The organism is Algoriphagus kandeliae, from assembly GCF_004571135.1.
GTDB lineage: Bacteria > Bacteroidota > Bacteroidia > Cytophagales > Cyclobacteriaceae > Algoriphagus > Algoriphagus kandeliae.
On sequence record NZ_SPSB01000001.1, the window covers coordinates 645,348 to 666,900 of the forward strand.

Sequence of the window (21,553 nt, forward strand, 5' to 3'; positions counted from 1 at the left end):
ATGTGACAATTATCAATTGGCAATATCTGAAAATCGATATTTTTAGTAAAAATTGAACAGGTTTGGTTTTGGAATCGTTCTGAATATTGAAAACTTCACAACTATGAAAAAGTTACTGATAGCCTTTATTGTTTTAGGGTCTGCTTGGGCTTGTACCGATTCAGAGCCGGATCAGTATACAGGCAAAATCTATGAATACCAATTATATAAATCCTCTGACTTTGACTTTAATGGAAATTTAACCGTCAAAGAATTAGTGGGAGGGAACCTAGAATTGACCATTGACCTAGAAGGAGTAAACAGTGATTCGGATGTAAGCTTCCCCGCTCATTTGCACTTCGGGAATTATCAGTTACAGGATGCGCCAATTGCTTTTGTTCTTAATCCTGTTAGTGCTAAAGACTTAAAAAGTGTTACCGTTTTGGGACAATTATCTGATGGCTCAAAATTGAGTTTTGAAGACTTCAAACTATTTGATGGGCATGTCAAAGTGCACCTTGCCAATGATGGTCCAGATTATAACATCATTTTGGTGGCTGGTGATATTGGGTTAGGAGCCGAACAATCAGTTTTTGATCCTTCAAAAATGGCAGTTTGCGGAAAAGATTTTTAATCGATAGATATTCCTTCAAAAAGGAATAAAAAAAGCTTATTCTTCAAAAAGGGTAGGCTTTTTTTGATTGACTAAAACAAAAAAATAAGCACCCATTTGGGTGCTTATTTTGTTATTGGATTCTTTAAAAAGAATTAGTCTTTTACTGTTTCGAAAAGGTTTATCTGAGTGGTTTTTACCTTTTCTTCAAAGGCTTTCCAATCTCCATTCATAAACTCATCCAACACAGCTAAGGCTTCATCAGCCGCTTCTTTTGCTTGCTGATAGGTCCTTTCTTCTGTTGGTCCAGGAGCAGCGTAAGAAGACCCTGCATATCTTCTCGGTACAAACTGAAGGCTCATTGTTGTAGGATAAAGGTTTCTAACAATTCCTTGTCCCTCACGAGTAGGTCCATTGAATGCCTCTTTTACTTTATCCAGTTTTTTACTGATTTCCTTAGCTGCATCAGCGAGCGATTTGGCCTCTTCAGATTCAAGGTCTTTCACCATATCTTGTACCTTTTTGATGGTCTTTTCAGCCTCATTCATCTGATATGTAGCTTTATTCATCACTGTTTGCATTGCCTCCAACTTTTTGAAGAATTCATCCCTAGCTTTCAAATCAGCTATTCTGACTTCAATTCTTGGATCTGCATGTACATTGATTGAAGTTTCGGATTTCTCATCTCCGTACACAAATTCTACTCGGTAAGTACCTGGAACTACATCCGCTCCGCCTGGCTCAAAGAATCCTCTTCTGTTTCTTCGATTGGTTTCAAAGAATTCTGCAGTGGATTTTCGATCAAGCCCCCAATTGATACGGTTTACACCTTTTTCTGGAACAGTTTTCAAGGTTCGGATTTGCTCACCTGATTCATCATAAATATTGACCGTAACGGTATCCAGTTTTTCTTTATCATCATTGACGATAAAGCTCAATCTACCACCAGTTTCTCTGTTTTCTCCAGCATATTTTCCGTCAGCTGGGAATCGCTCACCATGAGGTTGCTGAATTTCAACTTGATAGGAATCAGGAGCTTGAACTGCTACAATTTTTTCTTCTGGCATTTTGCCATTATTTGCAGCAAAAATTCGAAGTGGTCGGATATCGTCCAAAACCCACATAGACCGTCCAAAAGTACCAATTACCAAATCAGCTTCTCTTTCTTGGATAGCCATGTCATAGGTTGAAACTGCCTTAGGATAGCCATGTTCCCACTTATTCCATGTTTTGGCTTTATCAAATGAAACATACAAGCCATATTCAGTTCCAAGGAAAACCAAATTTGGTTCTACTGGATCTTGCTTGATGGATAGTGTATAACCCCAAACTTTTGAATCGTCTGCGATTCTAGTAAAGGTTTTTCCAAAATCGGAGCTTTGATAAGCATAAGCGCTGAAATCATTGTTTCGGTAATTGTTCGCAATTACCCAAACTTCACCTGCAGCATAATCTGATGCTTGTATTTGAGCAATCCAACTATTCTTTGGCAAACCGGGGAGCTTAGAAGCTAGGTTTGTCCAATTTTGACCTCCATCCTGAGTTAATTGTAGGTTTCCATCATCTGTACCTACCCAAATTACATTAGAATCAACTGGACTAGGTGCGATAGCGATTATGGTGGTGTGATTTTCGGCACCAGTGATGTCATAAGTCAGTCCACCAGTTTGTTGTTGACGCTGCTTGGTAGAGTCGTTGGTAGTCAAATCTGGGGAAATAATCTCCCAAGTTTCTCCACTATCTGTGGACTTGTGTAAGAATTGAGAACCATAATAAACCCCATTTTCATTGTGTGGGTCAGCTGCGATCGCAGCATTCCAGTTGAATCTCAAGAATACATCTTTGTCTGGGTGAGTAGGTCGAATTACCCGGTTGTGACCAGTCAACTTGTCAAAACGAGAAACATTTCCTCCTTGTGACATGGTGTATCCGTATCTGGAATTGGCTGGGTGAGGCACCACATCAAATCCATCTCCAAAAGAAACTTCCTGCCAGTAGGTGTTTCGGATTCCATCTCTTCTCCAAACATAGGATGGTCCAGTCCAAGAACCATTATCCTGCATACCACCATAAATATTGTAGGGTAGTTCATTGTCTACATTGACGTGGTAAAACTGACCAACTGGTAGTTTTTCAGCGAAGTACCAGGTCTTTCCACCATCTCTAGTAATATTCAAACCTCCGTCATTTCCATCAATCATGAGTTTTGGATCATTTGGATTGATGTACCATGCGTGGTGGTCAGGGTGAACCCCAGCATATTGAAGAATTTGTGTGAAGGACTTCCCGCCATCTTCACTCATTCCCACTCTGGAATAAAGCGTATAAATGCGGTTCTCATTCTTAGGATCTGCATGAATTTCAAAATAGTAGAAAGGACGGTCACCAATTTCTGGCTTGTCATTCACCATGCTGAAGTTTTCCCCACCGTCTTCAGAAACATAAAGGGCATTTTTCTTAGACTCAACCAAAGCATAAACTTTATTGCTGTTTGCAGCGGAAATGGCAAGTCCCATACGACCATAGTCACTTTTTGGAAGTCCATTTTTATCGTCAAGCTTTTTCCAGTTTTCGCCTCCATCATAGGTCACATAAAGACCAGAGGAAGGTCCTCCAGACTCAAAAAACCAAGGATATCGACGGTGCTGCCACATGTTGACGAAAATTTTATTGGGGTTATTCGGGTCCATGATCATTTCGCCAACACCGGTTTTTTCATCGATGTAAAGGATCTTTTCCCAAGTTTTTCCTCCATCGGTTGTCTTGTAGAGACCACGATCTTCTTGCTCACCCCAAGGTGACCCAATTGCTCCCACATAAATGGTGTTTGGATCGTCAGGGTGAACGATGATTCGATGGATAGCGCGGGTTTTTTCCAATCCCATCAATTCCCAGGTTTTACCAGCATCCAATGAACGATAGACACCATAACCTAGGTTGAGTGAGTTTCTAGGGTTTCCTTCCCCTGTTCCTATCCAAATGATGGAAGGATTTTTTTGATAAATGGAGATAGCACCAATAGAGTGTACTACCTGATCGTCAAAGATGGGCTCCCAGTGGATACCTCCAGAGGTAGATTTCCATAAGCCTCCAGAAGCAGAACCAGCATAAATGATGGAAGGATTATCGTCCACAGCATCAATTGCTGTGATTCTTCCACTCATTCCAGCAGGTCCTACATTTCGAGTTTTCATGGATTTAAACCAATCCATGTCCACTTCCTGAGCTAGAACGGATGATCCAAATAGGATCATTAGCCAGAGAGTAATGAGTTTTTTCATGTAGTTGATGATTTTTTCTTTAAATAAAACAAAACAACCGAACTAGTTTTCAACTTTTATTTTAATGGAAACAAAATCGGTTGAAGCTAATTCTACCTCTAAAATATGATTATCGGTTTGGTAGGGCTGAGCAATTTTCCTTTTCTTTAGAAAAAAATTAAAAATCTATGTTGAATCGTTTTCAGAAGCCTTTTTTAGGGCTTTTTCTTTGTCTTTTGGGAGGGGTTGGCTTTGCCCAATCTGGAAGATTTCAGCAGTCTGTGAATTACGAGATGGAAGTATTCATGGATGTGGAAACAAACCAATATGAGGGTAAACAAAAACTGGTTTATTCTAACAATTCACCAGACACCCTTTATCGAGTATTTTATCATTTATACTACAATGCTTTCCAGCCCGGAAGCATGATGGATGTCCGGTCAAGAACTATTGCTGATCCTGATCGAAGAGTGGGAGATCGAATTTCAAATCTCACTCCGGAGGAGATTGGGTACTTGCATGTTTCAAATTTGACGGTCAATGGAAAGCCTGCACAGGCTATTGAAGTGGGCACCATTTTGGAAGTTCACCTTCCGGAGCCGATTCTTCCAAATTCTCAAGCATTATTGGAATTGGATTTTATTGGCCAAGTTCCAATACAAATTCGGAGATCAGGAAGGGATTCCGCTGAGGGTGTACGCTATTCCATGTCTCAATGGTATCCTAAAATGGCTAACTATGACGAACAAGGTTGGCATGCGAATCCTTACATTGGTCGTGAATTTTATGGAATTTGGGGAGATTTTGATGTTAAAATCACAATTGATAAAACCTACACAATAGGTGGGACAGGATATTTGCAAAACCCAAATGAAATCGGTCATGGTTATGAAGATGAGGGAATAACTGTTCCAGAACCACAAGGCAATACCTTGACTTGGCATTTTAAAGCTCCAATGGTACATGATTTTATGTGGGGAGCTGATCCAAAATACCAGCATGATAAGGTGCTTATGGACAATGGAATCACAGTTCATCACTTTTTCATTCCTGGGGAAAAAACTTCCGAGAACTGGGAAAAACTGAAAGAATACACGCCTAAGGCCATTTCTTATATGTCTGAGCATTTTGGCCAATATCCTTATAAGCAATTCTCTGTTGTTCAAGGCGGAGATGGTGGAATGGAGTACGCGATGTCGACCTTAGTAACAGGCGAAAGAAGTCTTCCTTCCTTAGTTGGCGTAATGGTTCATGAATTGGCGCATAGCTGGTATCATGGCGTATTAGCTACTAATGAATCACTTTACCCTTGGATGGATGAAGGTTTTACTTCTTATGCGACCAATCTGACGATGGGTGCGATTTTCCCAAGAAGAGAAGGAAATGTACATCAGGGAAGTTACCGGGGTTATATTTCTTTGGCTCTTTCCGGTTTGGAAGAACCGATGAGTACGCATTCTGATCATTATCATACCAATCGTGCTTATGGTTCTGCAGCTTATTCCAAAGGAGCTGTTTTTATGGAGCAATTGGGCTATGTGATAGGAGCTGATGTGCGAGATCGTGGATTGCTTCGGTATTTCAATACTTGGAAGTTTAAGCATCCCAATGTCAATGATTTGATCCGAATCATGGAAAAGGAAAGCGGGATCGAGTTAGACTGGTATAAGGAGTATTTTGTGTACACAACCAAAACGATCGATTATACGATCAAAGATGTTAAGGCGAATGGTGATAAAACTGAATTGACGCTTCAACGGATAGGTTTAATGCCAATGCCATTGGATGTGGTAATCACATATAAAGATGGATCACAGGAAATGATCTATTTGCCATTGGTAATTATGAGAGGTGAAAAAGGAGAGGAAACTGGTGCTCCAAAAAGAATTCATACCGAAGATTGGCCTTGGGTGAATCTTGAGAAAACCTTGGTAATTGATCGAAATCTGGAAAACATTCAATCCATTGAAATCGATCCGAGCAAACGCATGGCTGACGTACAGCCAGAAAACAATAAAGTGGAGTTTTAAGGCTCCACTTTACATACTTTAAATAAAAAAGGTGGCTTCTGCCACCTTTTATTTTTGATTAACCAGCATTTTTCATGTCTTGCACTTCCTTACGGATATCCTGCGCCATGTTTTTCAACTCCTGCATTCCTTTTCTTACTCTGGTGCCGGCTGCTTGATTACCTTTTTCGTAGAACTTTTCGAAATCAGCCTCCAAGCTCATTACAAGATCTTTGACTTCACTAAATCTGCTCATAGTAAAAGTGTTTAATTTTAGGTTGATGATAAGTTTATGGTTTCAATATAGCCCAAATACTTACTATTTCAATCCTATTGGCCTTTTTTTTGGAAAAATTTTTATTCTCCAAAGGCTTCAGCCAACTCTGAATTGCGGTACTGACCACTAGTCAATTTATCTTTTACAGCAGCGAAAGCAGTGACTGTTTCTTTTACGTCTTCCATGGTGTGAACAGCCGTAGGAATTAACCTCAAGATAATCATGCCTTTAGGCACTACTGGATAAATTACTACTGAACAGAAGATATTGTAATTCTCTCGTAGATCATGTGAAAGTGCTGCAGCTTCACCTACAGTTCCATTCAAAACGACTGGAGTTACTGGAGAATTTGATTTTCCGGTGCTGAAGCCATTTTCATGTAGTCCACTTCGAAGTGCATTGACAATTTTCCAAAGGTTATCCTTCAATTCCGGACGGGTACGAAGCAATTCCAAACGCTTCAAGCCGCCCTCAACAAAGATCATTGGGAGTGACTTGGCGAAGATTTGAGATCGCATATTGAATCGAAGATAGTGTACAACCTTTTCTTCACCTGCAATGAAAGCTCCGATTGAAGCCATTGATTTAGCAAAAGTGGAGAAGTACAAATCAACTTCTTCGATGACTCCTTGCTCTTCATGAGTTCCGGCTCCGGTTTTACCCATTGTTCCGAAACCATGAGCATCATCCACCAAAAGGCGGAAATCGAATTTTTTCTTTAGCTCACAGATCTCCTTTAATTTTCCTTGGTCACCGGTCATGCCGAAGACTCCTTCGGTGATCACCAAAATACCGCCGCCTGTTTCAGCTGCTAGTTTGGTAGCTCTTTCAAGTTGCTTTTCACAGTTTTCAATGTCATTGTGTGGGAAAACGTAACGTTTGCCCATGTGCATACGCAAGGCATCAATGATACAAGCGTGGCATTCGGAATCGTATACAACCACGTCTTTTCTGTCTAACAAGGCATCAATTACGGACATGATACCTTGATATCCGTAGTTAAGCAGGTATGCTTTTTCTTTTCCTACAAACTCAGCTAGTTCGTTTTCAAGCTTTTCATGCAGAGATGTTTGGCCTGACATCATACGAGCTCCCATTGGATAAGCTGCTCCCCATTTTGTAGCAGCATCTGCGTCTGCTTTTCGGACTTCAGGATGGTTTGCCAGCCCTAGGTAATTATTCAAGGACCAAGTCAAAACCTCTCTTCCCTGAAACTTCATGCGAGGAGCGATTTCTCCTTCAAGCTTTGGAAACATGTAATACCCATCTGAGAACTGTGAGTGCTTTCCTAATGGGCCTAGGTTTGTTTGTAGTTTAGCAAATAAATCCAAGGTGATCTTATTTAATGTGATGATATAATTTCGCTTTCAAAAGTCGCCAAAAATACAACTTAAATACCTACCACGCAAAATTTGAATCTTATTGTAGGTTTAGCCTACCTTTACTCCCATAAATTTCCGTTATTCGTTGTTTTCTGAATCTGAGACCCAATTATACTTTAGTCATATGTCAAAAATCCAAAAGCTTTTGGTTGCCAACCGAGGTGAAATAGCACTTCGAATTATGCGTTCTGCAAGAGAACTTGGAATCCAAACAGTTGCGGTGTACAGTGAAGCAGACCGTTTGTCTCCCCATGTAAAGTATGCCGATGAGGCAGTTTGCTTGGGACCGCCTCCTTCCAGTCTTTCTTATTTGCTATCGGACAAAATCATAGAGGTTTGCAAGGAACTTGGAGTGGATGCCATTCATCCAGGTTATGGATTTTTATCAGAAAATGCCGACTTCGCAAAAAAAGTAACGGATGCTGGATTGATTTTCGTGGGACCTTCTCCTGAATCCATTGAGGTGATGGGAAGTAAATTGGCGGCCAAACAGGCAGTTTCAAAATATGATATTCCTTTGGTTCCTGGTACAGAGGAGGCAATCACGGATATAGCAGAAGCAAAACATAGAGCAGCAGAAATTGGCTATCCCATTCTTATCAAAGCTTCAGCCGGAGGAGGAGGAAAGGGAATGCGGATCGTTGAATCTGAAGAGGATTTTGAAGAGCAAATGCAGCGAGCCGTCAGTGAGGCACAATCTGCTTTTGGAGATGGTGCTGTATTTATAGAGAAATTTATCACTTCACCTCGCCATATTGAAATCCAAGTGTTAGGAGATCAGCATGGAAATACGGTTTATCTTTTTGAACGAGAGTGCTCTATTCAGCGTCGCCACCAAAAGGTAATTGAAGAAGCCCCTTCGGCAGTAGTAAGTCCAGAAATGCGAAAAGCAATGGGTGAAGCAGCTGTTGGTGTGGCAAAAGCTTGTAATTATTATGGCGCAGGAACAGTTGAATTTATTGTAGACGAAAATCTCAATTTTTACTTCCTGGAAATGAATACCCGACTCCAAGTGGAGCATCCTGTGACAGAGATGATTACGGGTAAGGACCTAGTTAAGGAACAAATTTGGATTGCCGAAGGAAAGGCCTTGAATTTCACTCAGGAAGATCTTCAAATCAATGGACATTCCTTGGAAATTCGGGTTTATGCGGAAGACCCAAAGAACAATTTCCTTCCAGATATTGGAAAGCTTCAAACATATCGACGTCCTCAAGGTCCAGGTATCCGGGTAGATGATGGGTTTGAAGAAGGAATGGACATTCCTATTTACTATGATCCCATGATCGCCAAATTGATTACTCATGGTCAGAATCGTGAAGAAGCGATTTCCCGGATGATTCGTGCCATAGACGATTATCAAATTACAGGGATTCAGACGACCTTGGATTTCTGTCGATTTGCTTTGCAGCACGAGGCTTTTACAAGCGGAAATTTTGATACAAAATTCGTTGAGAAATATTTTCAACCTGATGTACTTGATCAAAGTCTTTCAGAAAAGGAAGAAGAGCTGCTAGCTGCCTTGGCAGTGGAATTTTTTCTGCAAGAAAAAGGTCAAGAAAAGAAGGTAGGAACGACGCAGGAAGTAGCTTCAGGCTCTTCTGCATGGAGAAAAAGGTTGAAAATAGATGGCTGAGATTTTACCGCTACGGGCTTGGCGCTACGCTGAGCACTTAAGTGAAAGGATGGAGGAGATGACAGCTCCTCTTTTTGATGTAGTTTCTTCAAAGCAGCGAGAGCTATTGTATGAAAATCCCTACAATAGTATTCACCTGTCAGTTCCAAAAGGGGAAGAGCCTGCTCAAACAGCCCATAAAACACTTGTTCGATGGAAAGAGGAGGGGATACTCCAGCAAGATGCTATCCCTGGAATCTATGTGTACTACCAATATTTCAGACTTCCCGGAGAAAATATCGAGCGATGTAGAAAAGGTTTTATTGCTCAGATAAAAGCTTATGATTGGGAAGAAAAGCAGATCCTTCGTCATGAAAATACAATCGTTTCGGCTGTAAATGATCGGGTAGAATTATTGAAGCGCTCCAAAATCCAAGCTTCTCCAACGCATGGTCTGTATGATGATCCTGAATTCTACTTAGAAAAGTACATGGATCAAGCGATGGAAACTCCACTTTATGAAATTGAAGATTATCAGGGAGTGAGAGAGGTTTTAGCCGTTATACATGATGCTGAAATCATTGCCGAATTCGTGAATTATATAGCGAAGAAGCAAATTATTTTGGCAGATGGGCACCATCGAATTGAGGGAAGTATTGCTCTAAAAAATGAATGGATCGACGCTTATCCTGATAAAAAATGGAAAGCCCACGAGTTTCATTTGATGTACTTAACCAATGCTTCATCGGATGATTTGAAAATTTTGCCGACACATCGTTTGTTTTATGATTTGACCATCAGTCAAAACGAGTTTTTACAAAGATTAAACGAGTGGTTTTTGGTAAAAAAATTTCCTGATGCTGAGGAAATAGGAATGTATGCTTTCCATAAGCCTTGGACCTATGGATTATTAATAGGGGAGGATAGCTATTTCTTGGAATTGAAGTCAGAAAAGTTTTCAGCCATTAAGTCAGATTTGCCTGAAGTAGTTCGCAAACTTGATTTGACAGTTCTTCATGAGGTAGTGTTCAATGCTGTGTTAGGTTTGGGTAGGGAAGAGCAGCGGCAATCTTCCCAAATCAAATATGAACGAAATTTTCCCCGATGTCTCCGTGAAGTTCGATCCGGCTCAGCAAGTTTTGCTTTAATTACGCGAGAATTAGAAATGTCCCAGGTCTTGGAAGTTTGTCGCTCCGGGGAATTAATGCCTCAAAAATCTACCTATTTTTATCCGAAAACTTTGAGCGGGTTGTTATTTGCTAGTATTGATCAAGAAGAATTTGAATTTCCCTATGACGCGTTTTTTAGAAAACATCAAGGATAAAAAAATCATTTTAGCCTCTAATTCTCCCAGAAGGCAGGAATTGCTCCGGGGTTTGGAAATTGATTTTGAAATCAGAACCAATCCTGTAGATGAAACCATTCCATCGGATATCCCTGCGGAATATGTGGCAGCGTACCTCTCCAAATTGAAAGCGGAATCATTTCCGGATGAATTATTAGAAAATGAAATTTTGATCACTTCAGATACGGTGGTCATTGAAAATGGTCATGTGTTGGGAAAACCTAACTCTGAAAAGGAAGCCTTTGATATGCTTAAGAGCCTTTCTGGTGCTACCCATACGGTTATGACTGCGGTAACTATCATGGATCGCTTGAAGCGAATCACCTTGGAGGATGAAACGAAGGTGACTTTTAGATTTTTGGAAGAAGAGGAAATTTGGCATTACATCAAGCAGTACCAACCCTTTGATAAAGCCGGTGCTTATGGAATTCAAGACTGGGTCGGATTTATTGGGGTAAGTAAATTAGAGGGTTCTTATTTCAATGTGATGGGATTTCCACTCCACTTAGTTTATGAGCAGTTGAAAAAGTGGTAAGGTTTTTTTGAAAAAACTACCGAAGAACTTGTTCTAAACTCACCCTTAAAATTTGTCCCATATTGGTACAAGTCATGAATTTTTGGTTTTTGTAATGTCTTGCTAATTCTTTCCTAAGGTTAAAGACATTTTCCGAAGGTGCAATTACATCTTTCTCCATCGCTTGCAGAATCCCGTCAATTTCGTGTTGAGATGATTTAACCCGGAAAGCAATCAAGGCACGCTCTTCTTTTTGATATTGTCGCATCGATTCGGGAGTGATGTATTTCATACCCAGTTCGATCAGTGCATTGTTTTCTTTGAAATATTGAGGAAGGTATATGGATTTCTTACCCTCATAAGATTGCTGATCAAAATCTATCGCTCGAATTCGATAGTGTGTTTCTTCGAAGTCCGGAGTAACATCAATTACGAAATTGGCCGAATGCATATCTCCTAAAAGTCGGACAAAACATCGCTCATTGAATTTGACAAATTCTTTGGCTAATCGAATGGGGTTGAGGTTTTGGTCATTGATATACAGCTGCATGAACTTATCTCCGGGAATTCCAGCAATATGTTCCTCAATTAAGGTGTTTTTGTGGACCAAATAGCTGATTCGATTAGGAGAAAGCAGGTGTTCCAGTTCTAAGCCATATACTCTGGATGCATCTGCATTTTTTATGTAGAAATAATCGAAGTTGTCGTTAATTCGGTTAACAATCCGAATTCTAAAAGGTTGGGTATTTCCGTAAATGCAGAGGTCAATTCGATCTACGTAGAGGTGTTCCATGACCGAAGAATCACCTCCGGCTTTTAGGATGGCATAGATTCGCTTGACGCTTTGATGGATTTCTTCCCGGTCATTTTGCTCATAAAAAACAGTTTCCCATAAGGTATCGTGGTCTTTCGAATCATAAAGTGCAATGGAGTCTTTATAGCGTAGCAATTCATCATAATGGATTGGGATATTGACTTCCCGACCGTACTTTTCCAAATAGGCCCTTAATCCATCACTGATGGGGTAAACTTGCTTTTTTTTGCTAATCAGAGCCATGCTTTAAAAAATCTACATGTTGGTTCTTTTTGAGATTTCTGTCAAAAATAAAAGGACCAAATGGCAGGACAGAAGCAATAAGTGCGAACAAGGTTCTACCAAACTCCCAATTTAACTTAGAAGCCGTTGGAAAAACGGTGTAAATGTAAATGATGAAGAGTATTCCATGAGCCCAGCCCACAACAGTTACCGCTTGGGGAATGTCATAGATATATTTCAACGGCATGGCAATAAATAGCAAAACCAAAAAGGAAACCCCTTCAATCAGGCTAATCCATTTAAATCTTCTTGCCCAGCGAATTTGTTCTGAATTCATAATCATGAAATATTAAATAGGGTTCTAAGCGTATCCCATAATTTCCTTTTCAAGGCTTTATCCATGCTGATTTGGGTTAAAGAATCAGCAAAAAGATATTCGGTTTCTCCTTCCGTCTTGATTTGGTAATCATGGATTGGTAGTGCATTGATAGGGTGAGAAATTCGTCCAAATTTGATCACTTTGTGTGCATTGATGGCTTGAAAATCTTCCAAACTTTTTCCCTCCAGTTCCTTGCTACTCAATAATCCCACGTCATTCATGGATTGGTTTACAGCAATGATAATCTTTGAAAGCATATCCATGATTTCATCATTGAGGGCTTCTTCTTCGTGGAGAATCAAAATTCCTTTTTCAAATCCACCTCTAATGATAGGAGGGACAGGTTCTGACACTTCCTGAATGCGAGTATCCTCTAACTCAAGCTCATCAATTGAGTCCTCAGTCTCAACTTCTTCCTTTTTCAAAATTTCAGTTGAGATCTCTTTAGTATTCTGTTTGTCTAATATCTGATCGACTTCTTCTCCGAAAAGATAAAGGTCCTCCTGAAGAAATAATTTTAAGGAATTAAGAGAGTCTTTTTCCATACTGGAAAATTGCCGAAAAATTGCTCTTTGGCCAAAAAAAGAGGAGACTTTGTGAGTCTCCTTGAATAATTTATTGAGGCATATCCATATTGAAAATGGACTTGAGTTCTACTGCATCTTCTGGCTTCATTCTCTTGGCTAAAACCAAGCGGAGTTGTCTTCTTCGTAAAGCACCTTCAAATAGCTCGATTTCCTCTTTGGTTTCGGGAACAACCTCCGGTACTTCAATAGGTTTTCCATTTTGATCGACAGCTACAAAAGTGAAAAAAGCTCGATGCGTAGTTGTTTTTTTACTTGCTGGGATATCCTCTGCAGTTACTTCGATAAATACCTCCATCGATGAGTTGAAAGCACGGGTAACTTTTGCTTCCAAAGTAACGACATTACCAAGTGCGATTGGCTGTTTGAAAGATATGCTGTCTGCAGATGCCGTAACCACAATTCGATTAGAATGCTTTTGGGCAGCAATGGCTGCTACTACGTCCATCCAATGCATCAATCTCCCACCCATAAGGTTATTTAAGGTATTGGTGTCGTTAGGAAGCACCATTTCGGTCATGGTGGTAGCTGATTCTTTTGCAAACTTCTTCTTAGCCATGTTTTTATTGATTTAAGGCAAAAATAAAAATATTATTTCAAATTTTGTTTGAATAGGTAGTTCAATCAGAATTTTATTCTAAGAAATTTTTGAAAAGCATTATCTCCAGCCTTCTTTTCCCAAAAGTGGTACAAATGCAAAACTGTCGAATTCCTCAGTGTTATATGAGCCATTGGCTTTTTTGGTAATTTTCAACATTTTTTGACTATTACGATCACCAACTGGGATGACTAAAATTCCACCTGCTTTAAGTTGTTTGATCAAGGATTCAGGTACTATTGGTGCTCCAGCTGTAACTAAAATCCGATCATAGGGTCCATATTTAGCAAGACCTTGGGACCCATCTCCATAAAAGAGGTGAAGGTCATGGATTCCCATTCTTGCAAGGAATTTTTTGGTTCCTTCAAATAGTTTTTGTTGGTATTCAATGGTATAAACCTCGCCTCCTAATAAGTGTAAAATCGTCGCCTGATACCCAGAACCTGTACCGATTTCCAAAATTTTGTTCCCTGGTTTTACATCCAATAATTCACTTTGAAAAGCCACGGTATAGGGTTGTGAAATGGTTTGTCCCTCACCGATAGGAAAGGCTTTGTCTTCATAAGCATGAGAAACTAAAGCCGAGTCAAAGAAAAAATGTCTAGGAAGGGTATTGATCGCATGAAGTACTTTTTCATCCTTGATTCCTTTTTGCCTTAATTCAGCTACTAGGGCTCTTCGCTTTCCTTTGTGTAAATAGGTGTCTTCTAGCTTTAGAAGTGGCATGTTTTGTATTAATTTCGACCGAAGATAAGTGATTATTTCCCTTATTTGGAAACCCTTCTTGGGGAAAATCACTTACTAATTGAGCCTCAATTCATAATAATTAAGTCCATGTTTACAGGAATCATCGAGCGTTTTGGGATTGTACAAGAAATCATCCGGGAAGGAAGTAATGTCCATTTTATTTTAGAGTCAAACCTAGCTCCAGAATTAAAGGTTGACCAATCGCTTGCCCATGATGGGGTTTGCCTCACTGTGGTTAAAACTGAAGCAGACAGTTACCAAGTGACCGCTGTGGATGAGACTTTAAAAAAGACCAATTTATCAACATGGGTGCCGGGTAAGAAAGTTAATCTAGAACGCTGCATGCCTGCCAATGGTCGATTTGACGGACATATTGTTCAGGGTCACGTGGATCAGGTGGCTAAGGTAAAGGCAATTTCAGATCAGGGCGGTTCTTGGATTTTTGATTTCGAATACGATGCTAATCAGGGAAATGTAACCGTTGAAAAAGGATCCATTACTGTGAACGGAACCAGTCTAACTTGCTTCAATTCAAGATCAGGTGGCTTTTCAGTTGCTATCATTCCCTACACTTTTGAACATACTAATTTTCATCAGCTTCAGGTAGGAGATCAAGTGAATTTAGAGTTTGATATTATTGGGAAATATATCAAACGTATCCTTAAAGGATATGAGGAATAATTAATTCTTAAAATACTGATAATCTGTGTTTAAGAATTAATTACTTCATGCTAAGATTTTGATCTTTCGCGTCTTTTACTAATCGAAAACCAACATTGGATGTACCTGAATCGTAGGCATGTCCTTGTCTTGCCGAAGGCCTATAATTCACGCAGTAGTTTTCTGCACACAAGAAAGATCCTCCTTTGATTACCCGCTCCATGGCATAGGGATTATCAGGATTGTAGCAAGGGTTCATGCCTGCGTCAAGCTTAGGTGCTTGACCTGCAAGTCGGGCATATTTCAATGCGTCATACCAATCACTGGTAAGTTCCCATACATTTCCGATCATGTCATACAATCCAAAGGTATTTGGAGCAAAGGTTTTTACAGGTGAAGTACCAATGAATCCGTCTTTGCCGGTATTTTCATTGGGGAAGGTTCCTTGAAAAGTATTCGCTAAAAATTGCCCATTAGGAGTTAATTCATCTCCCCAGGCAAATCTCTTTCCATTCATTCCTCCACGCGCTGCAAATTCCCATTCAATTTCAGTAGGTAAGCGCTTTCCTGCCCATTTTGCATAAGCTTCTGCGTCCTCATAGGCAATGTGAACAACAGGGTGATTTTCTCTCCCTTTCAAATCACTATCTGGGCCCTCAGGATGCTTCCAACTCGCTCCATCAACCCATTTCCACCAAAGCGAAATATCCTGTAAGGGAACTGGATAAGGAGGTGGAGAAAACACCATGGATCCAGGTACTAAAACCGAATCATCAGGTTTTGGGGTGCCTGGAGGCAATTGCTTCTTTAACTCTTCCCATTCTGGCTTTCTTTCAGCAACGGTAATGTAACCTGTTGACTCTACAAATTCTGCGAATTCACGATTTGTGACCTCGTGTATATCCATCCAAAATCCATCTACGCTAAGATTGACAGCTGGTCTTTCTGCAGCATAAGCATTTACCTCATCAGTACCCATTGTAAATTCCCCGCCCGGAATCCAAACCATGTCCTTTGGTGCTTCTTCTTTTGGTTTGTTTTGGCTTGATATTGTAAACTTTTCGGCTTGGTTTTCAGTCTTCTTTTCCTGGTTACAGGCAATAATTAAAAAAGGTACTGAACAACTTAATACTATCTTTTTGACTCTATTCGATTTCATAAAGTATTTAATCATTTCGGAAATTAATAAGAAATATCAAGAAATGAAGGGGGGCAAACTGTTTATCAAATCTTGATTAGCAAAACAATTCAGCAATTATCGATTTTATCCTGAATGTTTTTTCGAAGTTTATTGAAAAATTGCTTTCTCTCTAATTCACCAACTAGGCTGATTTGTGTTGATTTTTTGATCAGATTTTCCAGGTTTTTAAACATTCCATCATTGAATACCTTATCGGATGTACCAATAAAATAGATTACGCTGTAATTAAGGTAGGTGATTTTAGTTTCATCCAGTTTTACAAAAAATGTATTGTCACCTAGAACATATTCATTTACCAAAAAATCATACGAGGCGGAATCTGTCGTAGGTTCGTAATTAGGTAGGAATTTTTTACCATGTTCTGCCATCTTCTCTAGATGGTTTATCACCTCAAACATGCACTGGTATAATCGAATCGTATCCTGTTTATCAGAAATGATCCCCATTTTATGGTAAAGTTCAATTTGACGTAAAGTTGTTTGTATCCCTTCCTGATTCCAGATTTCAGTTGAAGGGATTTTGTTGTAAGTCTTCAATATCTTTCTTGAGATTTCTTCTAATTCTGGGAATTTTGAATTGGAAATTGAAAACTGTTCATTTTTTATATCCTCATTATAAAGGATTGATTTTTTCCAAAAGAAAAACTTAAAGGCCGCTAATTCACTGTGGAAGTAGTGATACCATGGAGGCATATCTTTTAGTAAAAAATAGATGTGCTTGTCTCGAAAACTACTAACCATTTCCAATTGAGCTAATACGTCAAGCATCCATTTTTGGAAATTATCAGGACCAAACATGTTTTGGTTGCCCTGAAATACAATGGAGCTAGAATTAATACTAAAAAACTTATCTATCGAAACATTGAATTTCTTTGTAAGAAGGAAGATTTCCTGAAAGTCCAAAAGTTTTTCACCACGTATCCTCCTATAGGCACTATCCATGCTAATGTCAAGCGTTTCCGCAACCTCATCCACTAGAGAAGAATAGGAAGGGATAGTCGATTTGATGTTTTGAAAAAATAATACTTGGGTATAATTTCCTTGATCCATTATTTATCGTAAAATAAAATTTTGCATAAATAAAGATAAGTAAAATTAAAAGTTAAAAAAGAAACAGTGATCTATATTTTATATGGATTTAATTAATCTAGCAAAATAAATATCTAAAATAATCTTGAACTTTAAATTTATAATCTATCAAATAAAGGATTGTATATTTCTAATGTGATTTTAAAAATGAAAAAGACAGACCAATCGACCTGTCTTGTTTTTTTATTTTTTTGGATTTAGAACAAAGGATAAACCCATACTAAATTGTCCTATCCCTCCATCTGATGTAAAAATTCTTCCATATTCCGCTCTCCAGGAGACTTTGCTGAAATCCTTACCTGCGGCTATGCCGAAGTTAGTTGCAAAATTCCCTCCACATCCCTCACAAAGTCCCTGTATATATTTTGGAGCTATTGTTAATTCAAATTTGTCTTTAACGATTGGTTGAGTGAAAAATAGGGTAGGTTGAGTTTGCCAAGTAGTCCCCATACCACCACCAACTCCGGTTCCGACTGGTAAGAAAAAAGCAATCCGATTTGGAACCAATGCGAATTTTGGACCAATTCCGATGATAGTCGTTCCTGTGTCTTCCTCTCCATTTAACCAGTTGTGATCAATTTTTGCCCTTAGGTCAATCTTATCAGATAATCCGACGCCAATGTTTGCTCCTATATGTGAGGCTCCATTTGACTCACTATCATTTCCGGTATTTGTATAGTAGGGGGTCATTTCTAATTGTCCTGATCCCAGAGTTCGGGCGTTTTGAAGGTCAGAAAAAACCGGTACACAACTTGAAATTAGGAGGATCAGGTATATCTGAGCCAATGCCACACTTGTAATCCTTGAGTAAGTTTTCATAGCTTTTGATTTTGGTTAGTGATGGGAAAATTTGTTTTGTGGAAATACTTTTTCAGCATGCTTTGGTTGATAATGTCACTTTTGGGAGGTTGAGTCCCGAAAAGCCAATCCCATAAAGAGGTGCTAAAGCTATAACCATGATGAGGTCTGTGATAATGGTGTAGGATATGGGCTCTTTGTACTCTTGGGAAAAAGTATCTACCTATTGGCTGATGTAAGAGGTAATGGATTAGATTGTATGTGGAAAACCCTCCAAGTAATCCAGAAAAAATGGGTGTATATCCTCCACTTTGTATGGATAGCTTTAGTGCGATAAGAAATATCAATAGAAACACCAACCGATGAGGTAGTTTGACTTTTAAGTCCTGGGGGTTTCGGTGATGTTCGTGGTGGTGAAATAGATTATCCTTTGAACCTGGAATAATCAATTCATGCATTAAAAAACGATGAATGAAGTACTCCAAAAAGGTCCAAAGAAGCCATCCTGTACTAAAAAGAATTAGGAATGAAACCTTTGGATCAGATGCTATAACCTTTTCAAGGACTAATAAACTGCTGAAAATTCCTAGACTGATAAATAAACAGGCTTTTAATGGAAGGGGAGGTCTTTGAATGCTGGTTTTCATGGCTTTTTTTGATGAAGTTATTTCTTCACCTGCCCAACCAGAAATTGAAAATTCTGATTAACTCGTTGAAAAATGTGATTATTACCTAAAAAGGAAAAGACTAAAAGATTAAATAATTATTATTTGCAAATTTTGCCTTCAAAGAGAATTGATTTAGTGTTTTGTAATAACAATACTAACAACATAAAAGAAAAAAGACTGGCTAAATAAGGCCAGTCTTTTCACTTTTAATGCATAAATCTTTATTCCCCTTGTCCTCCAGAATCAGCATGTGCTGCAGCATTTAGTTTGCCAAGTTCCTGGTCTATCGTCCAAAGTCCAATGCCTTCTTCTCCGATTATGTCGAACAATTCCAGGGCTCTTCTAGACATGGTTTCCTCTTCTCGCTGTTCGGTTACATACCATTGCATAAAGCTGAAGGTTGCGAAATCTTTCACAGTAAAGGCATGGTCTACAATATGATTGATGGATTTGGTTACCTGTATCTCATGCTCCAAAATCAATTCAAAAACCTCTCTAAGAGAATTGAAATTATGACGAATTCCTGTGATTTCCGGCTGTATTGCGTGACCTCCAGCCTCATTTACATAATGAAACAACTTCATCATGTGCATACGCTCCTCATCGGCATGGGTATATAGGTAATTGGCTGCATTCTCATAGCCCATCTTGTGACACCAAGACGCCATAGAAAGGTAATAAGCCGAACTTTTACCCTCCATTTCGATTTGCTTGTTCAACAACTGTTCTGTATCTGTCAACAATGATCGTTGCAATGTGACTATTTCTCTTTCTTTCATAACTATCTTATTTATACACCAAATAAACCAATTCTAAGGAAACAAGTTTCATGGAGCTCCTTTATCTACTAAATTTAGAATTGATTTAATTAAGTCTATCTAGTTAATGGAGATGGGAAAACGGCCAAGCTTTCTCCTCCTAACTCAGATACAGACTGCACTGCAAAGAAGTAATTGTCTTTGGAGTAGGGAAGGGAAATCTCTGTGTCAGTAGTGAAAAATTTCTTTTCCCACATCGGTGAACTTGTCTCCCGCATCAATACATAATAGCCTTTGACTTTTCCGGTTTTAGGTGCTTGCCAAACTAGTTTGGAGAAATTGCTAAGTCCTCTCACGTCGATTCGTACTTCCTCCGGCATTCCCGCAGAAAGGGCTAGGTTGGCCAATGAAGAGAGGTTGACTGCGGAAATTTTTCGCAGGTATTCAAAATCCATGAATTCAGGTAAATCACCGTATTGAATCCCATCTTCTACACGAACATTTTCATGCTGATAGTAGAAGTTTTCATTCATTTCTGACATTCGAACTGCCGTGAATCCATTTCTAGCGAAAGCAGTTTGGTCACCGCCTCTCAAGAATCGATCAGGTCTGTAAATCAATTTTACCTCCATTTGATCTACGTAGCGCTCCCCAGTCTCTTTGATGTATCGAGCTAATTGTCGGGAAGGACTATCATTGTCAGAACCACTATATCTTCGGATTGCTGCCATTCGCTCGGTTTCAGCTACTGGAATTGTTTCTGAGAAAATCCTCATTTTTAGATTGTCCTTGATCAAAGTACCTGAGGATTCGCTATTCCCAACGATGTCATTATTAAGAACTGCTATCAGGTTTTTTCCTTCCTCCTTGATTTTATCGGATAAATAGGTAGCACCTTTAAGACCTTGCTCTTCCCCTGTAAATGCCACAAATATGATGGTTGCCGGAAATTCTCGTGAAGCCATTACTCGGGCTAATTCAATAACCAAGGCAGTTCCACTTCCATCGTCATTGGCACCCGGAGCTGGATTATTAGCATCCATGACGTCTTTATTGCGAGAATCCATGTGCCCGGAAACTATAAAAACTCGGTCATCATTTGGATCAGTTCCTTTCAATGTAGCCATGACATTGGCGGCAGGAGAATCTTCCTGAATACGTCTTCCATCAGCCGGAATGGTGAATTCATCAATGATAGCAGTCATTCGTCCTCCAGACTGAGCTGCAAATGACTCAAATTTGCCTAATACCCAAGCTTGAGCCGCAAGCATTCCATTTTCTGCGTCTCGATTAAGGGTATGTCTTGAATTGAAAGAGGCAAGTTTTCTTACATAAGCCTCTAGGGTGTCCGCTGAAACCTCTTGAACCATTTGGTTAATAAATGGATCGCGATTTACAAGTGTTTGGGCACCAACTTGAAGTGTACTGAAAATAAAAAGGGTGAATAAAATTTTTCTCATTGTAAGGTTGGTTTTATACTAAACCCTAAATTTATCTACTGAGACATAAAGTTTAGCTCTTTTTACATGGATAACTTCAATTTGCCTAAGAAAGGCGATTACCCCGCTTATTATGATCATTATCTGAGCTTATTGGGTGGGTCAGATTATTGTCAGCTTATTCAGGATCAAATTGCTGATTTGGAGGAATTATTTTCTACAAAATCCGAAGAATGGTTCAATACACCATATGAAATCGGGAAATGGACACCCAAAGAAGTTTTGGGTCATGTGATAGACACAGAACGGATTATGACTTTTCGTGGTCTTTGCTTTGCAAGAGGGGAGCGGTCCTCCTTACCTGGATTTGATCAAGATCCCTATGTCCTTCATGCCCGGTTTGGCCAAGTTTCGGAAAAGTTGCTTTTTGAGGATTTTGTTGCTCAAAGAAAAGCTTTAATTACCCTGATACGAACGCTGTCAGAAGATATGCTGGATTTTGTAGGGGAGGCCAACGGAAGCCCTATTACACCAAGAGCCTTGTTTTGGATCATTCCAGGTCATTTTATCCATCACTTGAATATTCTTAAAAATCGATATTAA

21 protein-coding genes are annotated in these 21,553 nt (G+C 39.3%); 7 read left to right on the forward strand and 14 right to left on the reverse strand.

Translation table 11 applies throughout. The annotated features are described in order from the left end of the window. The first annotated feature begins 103 nt into the window (after nucleotides 1-103). Nucleotides 104-613 carry a hypothetical protein gene (locus E4S40_RS02725; protein ID WP_135070494.1) on the forward strand — a complete coding sequence of 170 codons (510 nt, stop codon included), beginning with the start codon at nucleotides 104-106 and terminating at the stop codon, nucleotides 611-613. A 134-nt stretch (nucleotides 614-747) separates the two neighbouring features. On the opposite strand, the gene E4S40_RS02730 is transcribed toward E4S40_RS02725, so the two are convergent. Continuing rightward, complete coding sequence (locus tag E4S40_RS02730) at nucleotides 748-3,873, reverse strand: VPS10 domain-containing protein (protein WP_237563111.1); 3,126 nt, start codon at nucleotides 3,871-3,873, stop codon at nucleotides 748-750. Between the two features lie 167 nt (nucleotides 3,874-4,040). On the opposite strand from E4S40_RS02730, the gene E4S40_RS02735 reads away from it, so the two are divergent. Further along, nucleotides 4,041-5,882, forward strand: coding sequence for a M1 family metallopeptidase (locus tag E4S40_RS02735; protein ID WP_135070497.1), 1,842 nt, complete (start codon nucleotides 4,041-4,043; stop codon nucleotides 5,880-5,882). Between the two features lie 58 nt (nucleotides 5,883-5,940). On the opposite strand, the gene E4S40_RS02740 is transcribed toward E4S40_RS02735, so the two are convergent. Then, a complete protein-coding gene (locus tag E4S40_RS02740) occupies nucleotides 5,941-6,117 on the reverse strand; it encodes a histone H1 (protein ID WP_135070500.1) in 177 nt (58 codons plus the stop codon). Between the two features lie 101 nt (nucleotides 6,118-6,218). Next, the gene (locus tag E4S40_RS02745; RefSeq protein WP_135070503.1) at nucleotides 6,219-7,469 is read right to left on the reverse strand and encodes an aminotransferase class I/II-fold pyridoxal phosphate-dependent enzyme; all 1,251 of its coding nucleotides are present in this window, start codon (nucleotides 7,467-7,469) and stop codon (nucleotides 6,219-6,221) included. A gap of 175 nt (nucleotides 7,470-7,644) precedes the next feature. Here E4S40_RS02745 and accC point away from each other — a divergent pair, with 175 nt between their 5' ends. Genes accC through E4S40_RS02760 form a run of 3 tightly spaced genes read left to right on the forward strand, consistent with a single transcriptional unit; the run spans nucleotide 7,645 to nucleotide 11,015 of the window. Beyond that, nucleotides 7,645-9,156, forward strand: a complete 1,512-nt coding sequence (accC, locus tag E4S40_RS02750; protein WP_135070506.1) for an acetyl-CoA carboxylase biotin carboxylase subunit — start codon at nucleotides 7,645-7,647, stop codon at nucleotides 9,154-9,156. Further along, nucleotides 9,149-10,459 (forward strand): DUF1015 domain-containing protein, encoded by a 1,311-nt coding sequence (locus E4S40_RS02755; protein ID WP_135070509.1) that lies wholly within the window; start codon nucleotides 9,149-9,151, stop codon nucleotides 10,457-10,459. The genes accC and E4S40_RS02755 overlap by 8 nt, the downstream gene beginning before the upstream one ends. Next, on the forward strand, nucleotides 10,428-11,015 hold the full coding sequence (locus tag E4S40_RS02760; protein ID WP_135070512.1) for a Maf family nucleotide pyrophosphatase: 588 nt from the start codon (nucleotides 10,428-10,430) through the stop codon (nucleotides 11,013-11,015). The genes E4S40_RS02755 and E4S40_RS02760 overlap by 32 nt, the downstream gene beginning before the upstream one ends. A gap of 16 nt (nucleotides 11,016-11,031) precedes the next feature. Here the strand turns inward: E4S40_RS02760 and E4S40_RS02765 are convergent, their stop codons facing one another. From E4S40_RS02765 to E4S40_RS02785, 5 genes are all read right to left on the reverse strand, one after another. Then, nucleotides 11,032-12,051: a hypothetical protein gene (locus E4S40_RS02765; protein ID WP_135070515.1), complete on the reverse strand. Its 1,020-nt coding sequence runs from the start codon at nucleotides 12,049-12,051 to the stop codon at nucleotides 11,032-11,034. Further along, complete coding sequence (locus tag E4S40_RS02770) at nucleotides 12,038-12,373, reverse strand: DUF3817 domain-containing protein (RefSeq protein ID WP_135070518.1); 336 nt, start codon at nucleotides 12,371-12,373, stop codon at nucleotides 12,038-12,040. The genes E4S40_RS02765 and E4S40_RS02770 overlap by 14 nt, the downstream gene beginning before the upstream one ends. Beyond that, nucleotides 12,370-12,954: a hypothetical protein gene (locus E4S40_RS02775; protein WP_135070521.1), complete on the reverse strand. Its 585-nt coding sequence runs from the start codon at nucleotides 12,952-12,954 to the stop codon at nucleotides 12,370-12,372. The genes E4S40_RS02770 and E4S40_RS02775 overlap by 4 nt, the downstream gene beginning before the upstream one ends. A 70-nt stretch (nucleotides 12,955-13,024) precedes the next feature. Beyond that, on the reverse strand, nucleotides 13,025-13,552 hold the full coding sequence (locus E4S40_RS02780; RefSeq protein WP_135070524.1) for an acyl-CoA thioesterase: 528 nt from the start codon (nucleotides 13,550-13,552) through the stop codon (nucleotides 13,025-13,027). A 99-nt stretch (nucleotides 13,553-13,651) separates the two neighbouring features. Beyond that, a complete protein-coding gene (locus E4S40_RS02785) occupies nucleotides 13,652-14,317 on the reverse strand; it encodes a protein-L-isoaspartate(D-aspartate) O-methyltransferase (protein WP_135070527.1) in 666 nt (221 codons plus the stop codon). Nucleotides 14,318-14,425: 108 nt separating this feature from the next. Here E4S40_RS02785 and E4S40_RS02790 point away from each other — a divergent pair, with 108 nt between their 5' ends. Then, nucleotides 14,426-15,019, forward strand: a complete 594-nt coding sequence (locus E4S40_RS02790) for a riboflavin synthase (RefSeq protein ID WP_135070530.1) — start codon at nucleotides 14,426-14,428, stop codon at nucleotides 15,017-15,019. A 40-nt stretch (nucleotides 15,020-15,059) separates the two neighbouring features. Here E4S40_RS02790 and E4S40_RS02795 read toward each other — a convergent pair whose 3' ends face one another. The 6 genes from E4S40_RS02795 to E4S40_RS02820 all read right to left on the reverse strand — a co-directional run bounded on the left by E4S40_RS02795 (nucleotide 15,060) and on the right by E4S40_RS02820 (nucleotide 20,971). Then, the gene (locus E4S40_RS02795; RefSeq protein ID WP_135070533.1) at nucleotides 15,060-16,157 is read right to left on the reverse strand and encodes a formylglycine-generating enzyme family protein; all 1,098 of its coding nucleotides are present in this window, start codon (nucleotides 16,155-16,157) and stop codon (nucleotides 15,060-15,062) included. An 89-nt stretch (nucleotides 16,158-16,246) separates the two neighbouring features. Further along, nucleotides 16,247-17,248 (reverse strand): hypothetical protein, encoded by a 1,002-nt coding sequence (locus tag E4S40_RS02800; protein ID WP_135070536.1) that lies wholly within the window; start codon nucleotides 17,246-17,248, stop codon nucleotides 16,247-16,249. 222 nt (nucleotides 17,249-17,470) lie between these two features. Next, nucleotides 17,471-18,106: a hypothetical protein gene (locus tag E4S40_RS02805; protein WP_135070542.1), complete on the reverse strand. Its 636-nt coding sequence runs from the start codon at nucleotides 18,104-18,106 to the stop codon at nucleotides 17,471-17,473. Further along, entirely contained in the window at nucleotides 18,103-18,732 is a 630-nt protein-coding gene (locus tag E4S40_RS02810; RefSeq protein ID WP_135070545.1) for a sterol desaturase family protein, read from the reverse strand. The genes E4S40_RS02805 and E4S40_RS02810 overlap by 4 nt, the downstream gene beginning before the upstream one ends. Nucleotides 18,733-18,974: 242 nt before the next feature. Beyond that, entirely contained in the window at nucleotides 18,975-19,532 is a 558-nt protein-coding gene (locus tag E4S40_RS02815) for a ferritin (protein ID WP_135070548.1), read from the reverse strand. A gap of 95 nt (nucleotides 19,533-19,627) precedes the next feature. Continuing rightward, entirely contained in the window at nucleotides 19,628-20,971 is a 1,344-nt protein-coding gene (locus tag E4S40_RS02820) for a M28 family peptidase (protein ID WP_135070551.1), read from the reverse strand. Between the two features lie 66 nt (nucleotides 20,972-21,037). Between E4S40_RS02820 and E4S40_RS02825 the strand changes: the two genes are divergently transcribed. Further along, nucleotides 21,038-21,553: a DinB family protein gene (locus E4S40_RS02825; RefSeq protein ID WP_135070554.1), complete on the forward strand. Its 516-nt coding sequence runs from the start codon at nucleotides 21,038-21,040 to the stop codon at nucleotides 21,551-21,553.